Annotated in this window: 10 protein-coding genes, 1 tRNA gene and 1 pseudogene; 4 read left to right on the top strand and 8 right to left on the bottom strand. The window is 68.5% G+C overall.

Annotated elements, in window-relative coordinates; all coding sequences use genetic code 11:
• Window positions 1–4: 4 nt before the first annotated feature.
• A complete protein-coding gene (locus tag ACZ407_RS20245; protein WP_468130011.1) occupies window positions 5–1,801 on the bottom strand; it encodes a bifunctional metallophosphatase/5'-nucleotidase in 1,797 nt (598 codons plus the stop codon).
• 127 nt (window positions 1,802–1,928) lie between these two features.
• Here ACZ407_RS20245 and ACZ407_RS20240 point away from each other — a divergent pair, with 127 nt between their 5' ends.
• The 3 genes from ACZ407_RS20240 to ACZ407_RS20230 all read left to right on the top strand — a co-directional run bounded on the left by ACZ407_RS20240 (window position 1,929) and on the right by ACZ407_RS20230 (window position 5,224).
• Window positions 1,929–2,645: an SIMPL domain-containing protein gene (locus ACZ407_RS20240; RefSeq protein WP_468130009.1), complete on the top strand. Its 717-nt coding sequence runs from the start codon at window positions 1,929–1,931 to the stop codon at window positions 2,643–2,645.
• Between the two features lie 145 nt (window positions 2,646–2,790).
• Window positions 2,791–4,218, top strand: coding sequence for a pyruvate kinase (gene pyk, locus ACZ407_RS20235; RefSeq protein WP_468130007.1), 1,428 nt, complete (start codon window positions 2,791–2,793; stop codon window positions 4,216–4,218).
• Window positions 4,219–4,414: 196 nt separating this feature from the next.
• Window positions 4,415–5,224: a glutamate ABC transporter substrate-binding protein gene (locus tag ACZ407_RS20230; RefSeq protein WP_468130005.1), complete on the top strand. Its 810-nt coding sequence runs from the start codon at window positions 4,415–4,417 to the stop codon at window positions 5,222–5,224.
• On the opposite strand, the pseudogene ACZ407_RS20225 reads toward ACZ407_RS20230, so the two are convergent.
• Both ACZ407_RS20225 and ACZ407_RS20220 read right to left on the bottom strand, forming a co-directional pair.
• A pseudogene (locus ACZ407_RS20225) lies at window positions 5,225–5,886 on the bottom strand (transposase).
• An 88-nt stretch (window positions 5,887–5,974) separates the two neighbouring features.
• Window positions 5,975–6,057: transfer RNA gene (locus tag ACZ407_RS20220), tRNA-Leu, on the bottom strand.
• Between the two features lie 96 nt (window positions 6,058–6,153).
• On the opposite strand from ACZ407_RS20220, the gene ACZ407_RS20215 reads away from it, so the two are divergent.
• Window positions 6,154–6,807: an ANTAR domain-containing response regulator gene (locus ACZ407_RS20215; protein WP_468130003.1), complete on the top strand. Its 654-nt coding sequence runs from the start codon at window positions 6,154–6,156 to the stop codon at window positions 6,805–6,807.
• A 69-nt stretch (window positions 6,808–6,876) separates the two neighbouring features.
• Here the strand turns inward: ACZ407_RS20215 and ACZ407_RS20210 are convergent, their stop codons facing one another.
• The 5 genes from ACZ407_RS20210 to ACZ407_RS20190 all read right to left on the bottom strand — a co-directional run bounded on the left by ACZ407_RS20210 (window position 6,877) and on the right by ACZ407_RS20190 (window position 12,688).
• Complete coding sequence (locus ACZ407_RS20210) at window positions 6,877–7,593, bottom strand: ABC transporter ATP-binding protein (protein ID WP_468130001.1); 717 nt, start codon at window positions 7,591–7,593, stop codon at window positions 6,877–6,879.
• Complete coding sequence (locus tag ACZ407_RS20205; RefSeq protein ID WP_468130078.1) at window positions 7,590–8,648, bottom strand: ABC transporter ATP-binding protein; 1,059 nt, start codon at window positions 8,646–8,648, stop codon at window positions 7,590–7,592. The genes ACZ407_RS20210 and ACZ407_RS20205 overlap by 4 nt, the downstream gene beginning before the upstream one ends.
• Before the next feature lie 5 nt (window positions 8,649–8,653).
• Window positions 8,654–10,369, bottom strand: coding sequence for a branched-chain amino acid ABC transporter permease (locus ACZ407_RS20200; protein ID WP_468129999.1), 1,716 nt, complete (start codon window positions 10,367–10,369; stop codon window positions 8,654–8,656).
• A gap of 5 nt (window positions 10,370–10,374) precedes the next feature.
• The gene (locus ACZ407_RS20195) at window positions 10,375–11,307 is read right to left on the bottom strand and encodes a branched-chain amino acid ABC transporter permease (protein ID WP_468129997.1); all 933 of its coding nucleotides are present in this window, start codon (window positions 11,305–11,307) and stop codon (window positions 10,375–10,377) included.
• Between the two features lie 145 nt (window positions 11,308–11,452).
• Window positions 11,453–12,688, bottom strand: coding sequence for a branched-chain amino acid ABC transporter substrate-binding protein (locus tag ACZ407_RS20190; RefSeq protein WP_468129995.1), 1,236 nt, complete (start codon window positions 12,686–12,688; stop codon window positions 11,453–11,455).
• Between the last annotated feature and the right edge of the window lie 125 nt (window positions 12,689–12,813).

Raw genomic sequence — 12,813 nt, 5'->3', positions numbered from 1 at the left:
CCGCCTAGAACACCGGCACGCCCGCCCGCGTCAGCCGCCAGTCCACCGAGGCGAACTGCGCCGGGTCCACCGTGCCCTTGGCCTTCACCCAGTTGATGATCGTGTTGCGGATCTCGTCCGAGTTCGCCCACAGCTGCCGGGCCTGCGGCACGTGCGGGAAGTTGCCGCCGCCCGAGGCCCGGTAGTTGTTCACCGCCAGCACGAACTGCGCCGCCGGGTCCACCGGCCGGCCCTGGAACGACAGCCCCGAGATCCGCGAGCCCACCGGCTGCGCGATGTCGATGTCGTACGACAGCCCGTACACCGCGTCGTAGTTGTAGTCCGGGGTCGCGTCCGCGTTCGTCAGCTTCGCCGGGTCCACCGGAGCGTCCGGCGCGGTCCGCACGAAGTACTTCGCCGAGTACTCCAGGTAGTCCTTCAGCTGGGCGCCCGTGAGCAGCCGCGCCTCCAGCGTGTTCTCGAACGGGTACAGCCCCGCCGCGTCCCGTATCGTCACCCGGCCCGCCGGGATCGCCGCCGTCCGCGAGAAGCACGAGGCCTGCGAGAGCACCGGCAGCGCCGCCCACTCCGTACCGGCCAGCGCCGAGCGCACCGTGTCCGCCTGCACGTGGTTGATCAGGTCGATGATCGGAACGTCCTTCACCGGACCCTCCGCCGAGGCCATCGCCGCCGTGGACGTGCCGATGACCTGGTTCACGTACGCCACGACCTTGCGGTGCTCGTCCTCCAGCAGCCCCGTGATCGCCGGGTCCTCCGCCACCGTGTTCGAGTTCAGGACCTTCGCGGACACCTTGTCCACGCTCCACCGGCCCCGCGAGAACGACAGCTCGAAGTCGAACAGCGTCAGCCGCTGACCCCACTTCAGCGGCTCCGACAGCACGACCTCTTTGCCGGTCGCCTTGTTCGCCACCCGGTACTCCGGGATCTCCGTGTGCGCGTGGCCCACCAGGATCGCGTCGATCCCCGGCACCTGCTCCGCCACCAGGGCCGCCGCGTTCTCGATGTACGGCAGCTGGTCACCGTACGAAGAGGTCCCGCTCGAACCCGAGTGCGCCGAGACGATCACCACGTCCGCGCCCATCGACCGCAGCCGCGGCACGTACTTCGCCGCCTGCTCCTCCAGACCCGGGAAGGTCATCTTGCCCTGCACGTTCGCCTTGTCCCAGATCGCGATGCCCGGGTTGGTCAGACCCAGCACCGCCACCTTCACGTCCGGACCGTGCGGCGTACACAGCCGGTGCATGCTGTACGGCGGGAAGGCCGGCCGCAGCGTCCGCGCGTCCAGCGCGTTCGCGCCCAGCAGCGGGAAGTCGCACTGCTCCTCGAACTTCCGCAGCACCGGGATCCCGTAGTTGAACTCGTGGTTCCCCAGCGCCGCCGCGTCGTACCCGATCGCGTTCATGGCCTGCGCCATCGGGTGCACCGGACCCCGGCGCGCCGTGATCGGGTCCACCTTCGCGTAGTAGTACGACAGCTGCGTGCCCTGGATCGTGTCGCCGGCGTCGATCAGCAGCGTGTTCCGCCGCCCCTTCTCCGCACGCACCTGGTTCACCAGCGTGGAGATCTTCGCCAGGCCCACGTCGTTGTGCGCCTTGTCGTCGAACTCCTTGTCCGTGAAGTAGTCCCAGTTGAAGACGTTCCCGTGCAGGTCGGTCGTCCCCATCACCGTGAAGGAATACGTGTGCGGACGCGGACCCGCCCCCGGAGCGGCCGCGGCAGGCGAGGCCGCGGCCCCGCCCACCGCCACGGCGGCGCCCGTTACGGCCGAAGTGCCCAGAAACGTCCGACGATCGAACGGCATGTCATCTCCCTCGTGAGGCTCAACAACGCGCGTAGATTCTGACCCACCGGTAACCGGCCACAACACCCCTGGCAGGTTTCGATCCGATGACCCGCACCCCGCACCCCCGAATGCGACAGTGGAGCGCATGACCCAGGACCCCGCACCCCGGCCCGCCGCCCCCCAGCCCTACGGCACCCCCGAAGTCCCCCGCGTCGCCGTCCGCGGCGAAGCGCGCATCGAGGTCGACCCCGAAATCGCCCGCATCGGCATCGCCGTCAGCGCCCGCGGCACCGACCGCCGCACCGCCCTCGAAGACCTCACCCGCCGCAACGCCGCCGTCCTCGAACTCGTCAAGAGCTACGGGGACGCCGTCGAAAAACTCGAAACCGGCACCTTCTCCATCACCCCCGAACTCACCCGCCACGGCCGCGGCGAACGCATCCGCGCCTACCACGGCCGGGTCCACCTCACCGCCGAACTCGCCGACTTCACCGCCCTCGGCGAACTCACCACCCGCCTCGCCGACCTCGACCTCACCAGCGTCGACGGACCCTGGTGGGCCCTGCGCCCCGACTCGCCGGCCCACGGCGACGCCCGCCGCCAGGCCGTACGCGAAGCCGTCCAGCGCGCCCGCGAATACGCCGCCGCCCTCGGCGCCGAACTCGCCGCCCTCGTCGAACTCGCCGACCTCGGAGCCGAGGACGCCCTCCCCGCCACCATGGCCGCCCCCGCCGGGATGATGCGCTCCATGGCCTACGCCCAGGACACCGAACTCGCCCCCGCCCTCGACCTCGAACCCCAGCGCCAGACCGTCTATGCCTCCGTCAACGCCCGGTTCACCATGACCCCGCCCCGGCTGTGACACCCCCCGCAGACCCCCGCGGGGGCGCTCATCGGAGCACCCCCGCCCACCATTCGAGAGTTGTCAACACCCTTTCACCAAAAGGTCGTTGAGCAGTCACCCGGAAGCCGGCCGCTACTGCTCGGTAGGGGCATACGCTCGGCCCATGCGCCGAGCGAAAATCGTCTGCACCCTGGGCCCCGCCACCGACACGTACGAGCAGATCAAAGCCCTCGTCGAAGCCGGCATGGACGTGGCCCGCTTCAACCTGAGCCACGGCAGCCACGCCGACCACGAGGAGCGGTACCAGCGCGTACGCAAGGCCTCCGACGAGACCGGCCGCAGCGTCGGCATCCTCGCCGATCTTCAAGGCCCGAAGATCCGCCTCGGCACCTTCCGCGAAGGCCCCGTACTACTCGAACGCGGCGACACCTTCACCATCACCGTCGACGAGGTCCAGGGCGACCGCCTCACCTGCGGCACCACCTACACCGGCCTCGCCCAGGACGTCACCCCCGGGGAACTCGTCCTCGTCGACGACGGCCGCGTCACCCTCGAAGTCACCGCCGTCGACGGCCCCCGCGTCCACACCCGCGTCATCGAAGGCGGCATGGTCTCCGACCACAAGGGACTCAACCTCCCCGGAGTCGCCGTCTCCGTCCCCGCCCTCTCCGACAAGGACGTCGAAGACCTCCGCTGGGCCCTGCGCACCGGCGCCGACGTCATCGCCCTCTCCTTCGTCCGCAGCGGCCGCGACATCGAGGACGTCCACCGGATCATGGACGAGGAGGGCCGCCGCCTCCCCGTCATCGCCAAGATCGAAAAACCCCAGGCCGTCGAGAACATCGACGAGATCGTCGCCGCCTTCGACGGGATCATGGTCGCCCGCGGGGACCTCGGCGTGGAAATGCCCCTGGAGCAGGTGCCCATCGTCCAGAAGCGCGCCATCAAGCTCGCCAGGCGCAACGCCAAGCCGGTCATCGTCGCCACCCAGATGCTCGACTCGATGATCGACAACTCCCGGCCCACCCGCGCCGAGGCCTCCGACGTCGCCAACGCCGTGATCGACGGCACCGACGCCGTCATGCTCTCCGGCGAGACCAGCGTCGGGAAGTTCCCCGTCGAGACCGTACGCACCATGTCCCGCATCGTCGAAGCCGCCGAGGAGGACATCCTCGCCAAGGGCCTCCCCACCCTCACCGAGCGCAGCAAGCCCCGCACCCAGGGCGGGGCCGTGGCCCGCGCCGCCGCCGAGATGGGCGACTTCCTCGGCGCCAAGTTCCTCGTCGCCTTCACCCAGAGCGGGGACACCGTCCGGCGCCTCTCCCGCTACCGCTCGCCCATCCCCCTCCTCGCCTTCACCCCCGACCCCGCCACCCGCTCCCGGCTCAACCTCACCTGGGGGGTGGAGACCTTCCTCGGCCCGCACGTCGACTCCACCGACGCGATGGTGGCGCAGGTGGACGAGGAACTCCTGAGGATCGGACGCTGCGCGCCCGGGGACGTGGTCGTGATCACCGCCGGCTCCCCGCCGGGCGTGGCGGGCTCCACCAACCTGGTCCGCGTCCACCACATCGGGGACGCCGTCCGCTGAGCGGGACGCGGCCGGGATTAGAGTTGATCTTCCGGTGGTCTAAACCATCCACCGGAAGATCTCCGTGGAACCGGATCGTTATCCTCAAGTTTTGCTCAACTCTGATGACTCCCGGCCGACACGCTCTCTAGGTTCCTTGACAGCCGAGGAAGACGTGCACTTCCTTTCGACGCTGAACCAAAGGAACTCCCCCCTCATGAAGGTCTCCCGAGCCGGCCTCTCCGCTGCCGTACTCGTCCTCTCCCTCACGGCCGGCGCCTGCGGCGAAGGCGGTGGCGAGGAGCAGGAGAAGATCGCGATCGGCATCAAGTTCGACCAGCCCGGCCTCGGCCTCAAGAACGAGGACGGCACCTTCTCCGGCTTCGACGTGGACGTGGCCCGCTACGTGGCCAAGGAGCTCGGCTACGAGCCCGGCCAGATCGAGTTCAAGCAGGTCACCAGCCTCGACCGGGAGCTCCTCCTCCAGTACGGCGAGGTGGACTACGTCGTCGCCAGCTACTCCATCACGGACAAGCGCAAGGCCAAGGTGGACTTCGCGGGCCCGTACTTCACCGCCCACCAGGACCTGCTGGTCCGCTCCGGCGACAAGAACATCAAGGAAGCCTCGGACCTCAACAGCAAGCGCCTCTGCTCGGTCACCGGCTCCACGTCCGCCCAGAACGTCAAGGACAAGCTGGCCCCCAAGGCCTCCCTGATGGAGCTGGGCAGCTACTCCGAGTGCGCCGTCGCCCTCAAGGACACGTACCTCGACGCGATGACGACGGACAACTCGATCCTCGCCGGCTTCGCGGCCCAGAAGAAGTACCAGGGCCAGTTCCGCCTGATCGGCCTCAACCTGAGCACCGAGCACTACGGCATCGGCGTCAAGAAGGACAAGGCCGAACTCCGCGGCAAGATCAACGCGGCCCTCAAGAAGATGGTCCAGGACGGCTCCTGGTCCAAGTACGTCGAATCCAACTTCGGCCCGGCCTACAAGAACGACCCGGCCCCGTCCATCACGGGCTGATCAGTACTTCGCACCCACGTGGGCGTCCATCAACATGGTGGACGCCCTTCGTGCCACCAGATGTTGTACGGCTTCCCGTGGCGCGTGCACGACGTCCAGGTGATCCGGCAGCCGTCGGAGTGGACGAGCCCCCTCACGAGCTCCCAAGGGTGCTCGTCGACGATGGTCTGCTGCCAGGACTCCAAAGCGATGTGGCGCTCGTGTTTTCTGCCGGGTCCGTGTTGGGGAAACAGGCAGGCGAGGTGCTTTGAGTACACCTTCACGTTGTGGCAGCCGATGCGCTCGACGCGGCATGTCTGGTTGGCCGGGAAGACGGCGCGTACGGCTCGCTCGGCGAGGTCCATCAGCCCGGGCCACGCGTCTCCACATGTGATCATCAGGTTCGGCACCCGATGCTGTGAGTACTGGCTGATGTGACCGTCGCCGAGGTAGAGGCCCAAGAGGTACGCGTAGGCCCGCTCGTCCAGGTCGCAACCATCGCACCGCGGACACTTCGGATCATGTGCTCCAGGGCACTCGCCCCGCGATGCGCGATCTCTGTGCTTCCAATACCCAATCGTGCCGAGCGGCACGGAGAGCTGACGCGCCACGTCGGCGTTTCGTGCGCCACCACGCAGCAGCGCCAGTGCCTTCTGGCGCACTTCCAGGCTGTGGAACTCCATGCAGACACTCTGCGTGGCAGGGCGACTACAGGGAGACGGAAAAGCGGACATTCACGAGAATGTGAACGTCCGCTTAGCCGTGAAATTGTGCCCGGTGTGGGATTCGAACCCACATGCCCGAAGGCACGGTGGTTTGAGCACCGCGAGTATGACCAGTTCCTCCAACCGGGCCGGTTGTAGCAGCGTAAGCCTACCCTGTGCCGCGCGGCATTCGCCGCTAGGTAGGCTCATTCCAGCAGCACACAGCCCCGCATCAAGGAGCCCCCCGTGACCGCCGCCGAGCATGAGCCCACGCCCGTCGACGCCGATCAGTCGCACGTCCCGCCGCTGACGACGCGGGTCGTCATCGCCGAGGACGAGGCGCTCATCCGCCTCGATCTGAAGGAGATGCTGGAGGAGGAGGGCTACTCCGTCGTCGGCGAGGCGGGGGACGGGCAGAAGGCCGTGGAGCTGGCCCGGGAGCACCGGCCGGACCTCGTGATCCTCGACGTGAAGATGCCCGTCCTGGACGGGATCTCGGCCGCGGAGAAGATCGCGGAGGAGTCCATCGCGCCGGTCCTGATGCTGACCGCGTTCTCGCAGCGCGACCTCGTGGAGCGGGCCCGGGACGCGGGGGCGATGGCATACCTCGTGAAGCCGTTCAGCAAGAGCGACGTGGTGCCGGCCATCGAGATGGCGGTGTCCCGGTTCGCGGAGCTGAAGGCGCTGGAGAAGGAGGTCGCGGACCTCTCCCAGCGGCTGGAGACGCGCAAGCTGGTGGACCGGGCCAAGAGCGTGCTGCAGACGCAGTACGGGCTCTCGGAGCCGGCCGCGTTCCGGTGGATCCAGAAGACCTCGATGGACCGCCGCATGTCGATGCAGCAGGTCGCCGAGGCCGTCATCGAGGACGCCGAGGAGAAGAAGGCCGCGAAGCAGCAGTAGGCGCCGGGCGCACGGCGAAGGGCCCGCCTCCCCCGAGGGAGGCGGGCCCTTCCGTGTGCGGTGCGCGGATCAGTCCTCGCCGAGGTACGCCTTGCGGACGTCCTCGTTGTGGAGCAGGTCCTGGCCCGTGCCGGAGAGGACGATCTTGCCGACCTCCATGACGTGGGCGTGGTCGGCGAGCGAGAGCGCCGCCTGGGCGTTCTGCTCGACGAGCAGGATGGTCATGCCCGACGCCTTGAGCTCGGCCACGGTGGCCATGATCTTCTGCATCATGAGCGGGGAGAGGCCCATGGAGGGCTCGTCCAGCATGAGCAGCTTGGGCTGCGACATGAGCGCGCGGCCCATGGCGAGCATCTGCTGCTCACCGCCCGAGAGGGTGCCGGCGGCCTGCTTGCGGCGTTCGCCCAGGATGGGGAACATCTCGTAGGCGCGCTGGATGTCCTTCTCGATGCCCTCCTTGTCGCTGCGGAGGAAGGCTCCGAGCTGGAGGTTCTCGGCGATCGTCAGCCGGGGGAAGATGTGGCGTCCCTCGGGGGAGTGGGCGAGGCCCAGGGAGACGATCTTGTGCGCCGGGACGGTGTCCAGGGGCTGGCCGTTGAAGGTGATGCTGCCGGCCTTGGGCTTGATGAGGCCCGAGAGGGTGCGCAGGGTGGTGGTCTTGCCGGCGCCGTTGGTGCCGACGAGGCAGACGATCTCGCCCTCGTTGACCTCGAAGGAGATTCCCTTGACGGCTTCGATCTTGCCGTAGGCGACCTTGAGGTCCTCGACCTTGAGCAGTGCGGTCACTTGGCCTCTCCTTCCTTGTCCGTGCTGGTGGTGCTGTCCGAGGAGTCCGCGGCGGTGTCCGCGGCGGGGGCCTCGGGGGTGTCGTCGGCGGGCGCGTCGGAGGAGGTGCCCTCGTCCTCGGCGGCCTCGTCCTCGGCGGCCTCGTCGGCGGCGGCCTCCTCGGCCGGAGCCTCGTCACCCGCCGCAGCCTCGTCCTCCGCGGCCTCGGCCTCGGCCTCCGCCTCGGCGTGCGCCTCCGCGGCCTCGACCTCGGCGACCTCGGCCGCGCCGGGATCGCCCTCGAAGGGGGTGCCGAGGTAGGCGGCGACCACGCGCTCGTCGCCCTGGACCTCGCCCGGGCTGCCCTCGATGAGCTTCTCGCCCTGGACCAGGCACGCGACCCGGTCGCAGAGGTTGAAGATGAAGCGCATGTCGTGCTCGATGACGAGGACGGCGATGCCCATGTCCCGGATGGCGAAGATGAGTTCCTCGGCGGCCCGGGTCTCCTGCGGGTTCATGCCGGCCGTGGGCTCGTCGAGGAGCAGCAGGCCGGGGTCGCTCGCGAGGGCGCGGGCGATCTCCAGCTTGCGCTGCTCGCCGTACGGGAGGTTCTTGGCCAGGTGCTCGGCCTTGTGGGCCAGGCCGATGAACTCCAGGAGTTCCATGGCGCGCTTCTCGGAGGCGGCTTCGGCGGCCTTGAAGCCGGGGCCGCGCAGGAGGGCGGACCAGAGGCCTTCCTTGGTGCGGGTGTGGCGTCCGACGAGGACGTTCTCCAGCACGGTCATGTTGGCGAAGAGCCGGATGTTCTGGAAGGTGCGGGCGATGCCGGCCTTGGTGACCAGGTGCGGCTTGGGCGGCAGGACCGTGCCCTTGTAGCTGACGGTGCCCTCGGTGGGCACGTACAGGCCGGTGAGGCAGTTGAAGAAGGTGGTCTTGCCGGCGCCGTTGGGGCCGATGAGGCCGACGATCTCGCCTGCGTTGACCTTGAGGTCGACGGAGCGGACGGCGGTGAGGCCGCCGAAGCGCATGGTGACGCCGCTCGCTTCGAGGACCGTCTCGGTGGTGGTCGTCGTCATGGTGTTCACACACCCGCCTTGGCGGTGGCCAGGTCGGTGGGGGCCTGGTCAGCGGTGTCGTCGTGGTACTCCAGCTGCGCGCGCTTGTTGGCGATGAGGCCTTCGGGGCGGAAGCGCATCAGGATGATGAGGGCGATGCCGAAGCCGAGCAGCTGGTATTCCTGGAGGAACTGCAGCTTGGCGGGGATCAGGAAGAGGAGTGCGGCGCCGAGGATGGGGCCGCGGATGGTGCCCATGCCGCCGAGGATGACCGCGGCGAGCAGGAAGGCGGAGTTCGGGGGCACGGGGCCGGCGAACTGGTACATCTCGGGGACCACGGTGTGCTGGACGTGTGCCTGCACGGTGCCGGCGAGGCCGGCGAGGGTGGCGCCGAGGGCGAAGGCGATCAGCTTGACGCGGAAGCCGTTGATGCCCATGGCGGTGGCGGCGGTCTCGTCCTCGCGGATGGCGACCCAGGCGCGGCCGATGCGGCTGTTGCCGGCGCGGCTGAACACCGTGACGACGAGGACCATCGCGAGCAGCATCAGGAAGTAGTAGTTGGCGTAGGAGCCGAGTTCGATGCCGAGGATGGTGTGCGGCTGTCCGAAGTTGTACCCGAAGATTTCGAGGTCGGGGATGTTCGGGATGCCGTTGGGGCCGTTGGTGATCTGCGGGCCGGAGACGCCGTCGAGGTTGCCCATGGCGATGCGGAAGATCTCTCCGAAGCCGAGGGTCACGATGGCGAGGTAGTCGCCGCGCAGGCGGAGGGTGGGGGCGCCGATGACGACGCCGAAGATGAGGGAGACGACGGCGCCGAGGAGGACGGCGATGCCGAAGGGGATGTGGATGTCGAACGCGGAGGCGGTCGTTCCGGAGACCAGTGCGGCGGTGTAGGCGCCGACGCCGAGGAAGGCGACGTATCCGAGGTCGAGGAGGCCGGCGAGGCCGACGACGACGTTGAGGCCGAGGGCGACGGTCGCGAAGATGATGATGTTGACCGCGATCAGGGTGTAGGTGTCGCCGCCCTGCTGGGTGAAGGGGAAGGCGAGCGCCGCGACGAAGGCGGCGGCGACCGTGACGGTGCGGTTGTTCGCGGTGATCGTGCTCAGGCGGTCCATGAGGCCGGACTTGAGGAGCGCGAGGAAGACGAACAGGACGATGATCAGGTACGCGATGAAGAGCTCGGGCTCGGTGTCGTCCGTGTCGATGCCGAAGGTGATCACGTAGAGGCCGACGGCGAAGGCGGCGACGACGATCAGGATCTCGGCCCAGGACGGGAGCTTCTTGGCGGGCGCGGCCTTCCGGCTGTCGTCGGCGATGAAGTACGCGGCGACGGCGGGGATGGCGGAGGCGACGGCCGCGACGTACGCGCCGGGTTCGAGGTGGACGAGGCCGCCCAGCTCGATCGCGATGGCGAGGACGGTGAACCAGGTGGCGGCCGCGGTGCCGAGGGCGAGGAGCCACAGGGCCTTGCGGTGGCCGGCGGGGGCGAGCCAGCCGAGGCCCTTGACGCCCAGCGCGGAGAGCGCGTGGAGGGCGGTGAGGAGGGCGCCGACCAGGGTGAGGAGCTGGAGGCTGCCGGGGTTGCCGTAGATGGTCAGGTCGCCGGGGAAGTCCGGGGTCCAGGTCCAGGCGAGGAAGGCGCTGACGATCGTGAGGAGGCTGCCGCCGACGACCGCGTAGAGGTTGCGGGTGCGGGTGGCGTCCTCGACGGCCGGGGTGGTCTTGGTGGTGTCGCTCATGGTTCTCACGCCCTGTCCGCGACGCGCTCGCCGAGCAGGCCCTGGGGCCGCACGAGGAGGACGACGATGAGGAGAACGAAGGCCCAGACGTTGGACCAGGCGCCGCCGCCGAGCTGCTGCATGCCGGGGATGTCTTCGATGTAGGCGATCGACAGGGTCTCGGCGAGGCCGAGGACCACGCCGCCGACCATGGCGCCGTAGATGTTGCCGATGCCGCCGAGGACGGCTGCGGTGAACGCCTTGAGGCCGAGGATGAAGCCCATCTCGAAGCCGATCTGGCCCTTGTCGAGGCCGTAGGCGACGGCGGCGACGGCGGCGAACGCGGCACCGATGGCGAAGGCCATGGTGATGATGCGGTCGGTGTTGATGCCCATGAGCTTGGCCGTGTCGGGGTCCTGGGCGGTGGCCTGCATGGCGCGGCCGCTGCGGCTCTTGGAGACGAACACGCCGAGGGCGAGCATGCAGAGCGGGGCGAGGACGAGTATGAAGGCGTCCGAGCGCTGGATCAGCAGGTCGTCGGTGATCTTGAAGGCCTCACCGGTGAACTCGGGGAAGCTGCGCTTGTCCTTGGCGTCCGGGTAGAAGCCCCAGACCAGCTGCTGGAGGGCGATCGAGAGGCCGATCGCGGTGATGAGGGGTGCGAGTCGCGGGGCGTTGCGCAGGGGGCGGTAGGCGAAGCGTTCCGCTGCGGTTGCGACGGCTACGGAGGCGAGCGCGCCACCGATGATCATGACCGGGATGGCGACCAGGAGGGTGGTGCCCTCCGGGAGGATGAGGAACGTGGTGAGGGCGCCGAAGCCCCCGATCATGAAGATCTCGCCGTGGGCGAAGTTGATGAGCTGGACGATGCCGTAGACCATGGTGTACCCGATGGCGATGAGGCCATAAAGGGCACCGAGGGCCAGGCCGTCGGCCAGCTGTTGCGGCAGTTCGTGCACCGCAGGGCCTCCGATGAGCGTGTCGGATAAGACTCCGCGCGAGGGCGCTGTTTGCGCCCTCGCGCGGCGTGGTTCAGGTGGTGCGGTTCAGGCCGGGGCCTGTCAGGCCGGGAGGGCCTGGGGGATTACGCGTGAACCCGAGGGCTTACTCGTTGAAGGTGTCGCTCTTGACGTCGACCCACTTGCCGCCCTTGACCTGGTAGACGGTCAGCTGCTTGTTGGTGGTGTCGCCGTACTCGTCGAACGCGACCTTGCCGGTGACGCCGTCGAAGGAGACCTTGCCGAGGGCCTCGACGACCTTGGCGCGGGCGTCGGCCGGGACCTTGTTGTCGTTGGCGGCAACGACGGCCTTGACGGCCTGGATGATGGACCAGGCGGCGTCGTAGGAGTAGCCGCCGTAGGCCGCGTAGTCGTCCTTGTAGCCGCCGGCCTTGTAGTCGGCGATGAAGGTCTTGGCGGTGTCGAGCTTCTCGACCGGGTAGCCGATCGAGGTGGCGAGGTCGCCCTCGTTGGCCTCGGCGGAGGCGCTGATGAAGGCCGGGTCGTAGATGCCGTCGCCGCCCATGGTGGGGATCTTGGCGCCGGTCTTCTTGATCTGGTCGGAGAGCAGGCCGCCCTCGGGGTACTGGCCGCCGAAGTAGACGGAGTCGGCGCCGGAGGACTTGACCTTGTTGGCGGTGGAGGAGAAGTCGGTCTCCTTCACGGTGACGTGGTCGGTGCCGACGACCTTGCCGCCGAGGCGCTTGAACTCGTCGGAGAAGATCGCCGCGAGGCCGGCGCCGTAGGTCTGCTTGTCGTCGACGACGAAGACCTTCTTCTTGCCGGCGTCCTTGAAGAGGTACTGGGCGGCGAACTTGCCCTGGACCACGTCGGTGGCGGCGGTGCGGAAGTAGGTCTTGAAGGGGCGCTTGAACTCGCCCTTGCCCCAGTTGTCGCCCTGGCTGAGCGAGGGGTTGGTGTTGGCCGGGGAGACCTGGGCCAGGTTCGCGGCGGCGAAGACGCCCTGCATGGACTGGGAGACGCCGGAGTTCAGCGGGCCGACGACGCCGAGGACGTCCTTCTTGCCGACGAGCTTGGTGGCGTTGGCCTGGCCGGAGGCCGGGACGGCCTGGTCGTCGAAGGCCTCGACCTTGAACTCGACGCCCGGGACCTCGTTCTTCTTGTTCGCCGTCTTGGCGGCGAGGTCCACGGAGTTCTTGATGCCCTGGCCGAGGGCGGAGAGCGAGCCGGTGAGGGGGGCGTCGACGCCGATGACGACGACGGTCTTCTTGCCCTCGCCGGAGTCGTTGGTCTTTCCTCCGTCGCGCGATCCGCAGGCGGTGAGGGTCAGTGCTCCCGTGGTGATCACGGTGGTGAGAACGAGCAAAGAACGGTGTCGCACGATTCTTCCTTTCCCTGGCGCGGCTCCCTCTGCGAGGTGCCGTTTTGTCGCCGGGCCGCACTGGGATGTACGCGGCCGTGCTGAGTTGCGCCCGGCGGCGCGGTGACTGGCCGTGACTCTAGAGC

The organism is Streptomyces sp. NPDC030809, assembly GCF_055572195.1.
This window is presented reverse-complemented; position numbering and strand designations above follow the sequence as displayed.

Excerpts from the sequence above, each read along its gene's own strand:
- ACZ407_RS20205 (WP_468130078.1), bottom strand. The coding sequence starts at position 8,648 with ATGACGACGACCACCACCGAGACGGTCCTCGAAGCGAGCGGCGTCACC.
- ACZ407_RS20245 (WP_468130011.1), bottom strand. The coding sequence starts at position 1,801 with ATGCCGTTCGATCGTCGGACGTTTCTGGGCACTTCGGCCGTAACGGGC.
- ACZ407_RS20240 (WP_468130009.1), top strand. The coding sequence starts at position 1,929 with ATGACCCAGGACCCCGCACCCCGGCCCGCCGCCCCCCAGCCCTACGGC.
- ACZ407_RS20200 (WP_468129999.1), bottom strand. The coding sequence starts at position 10,369 with ATGAGCGACACCACCAAGACCACCCCGGCCGTCGAGGACGCCACCCGC.
- pyk (WP_468130007.1), top strand. The coding sequence starts at position 2,791 with ATGCGCCGAGCGAAAATCGTCTGCACCCTGGGCCCCGCCACCGACACG.
- ACZ407_RS20230 (WP_468130005.1), top strand. The coding sequence starts at position 4,415 with ATGAAGGTCTCCCGAGCCGGCCTCTCCGCTGCCGTACTCGTCCTCTCC.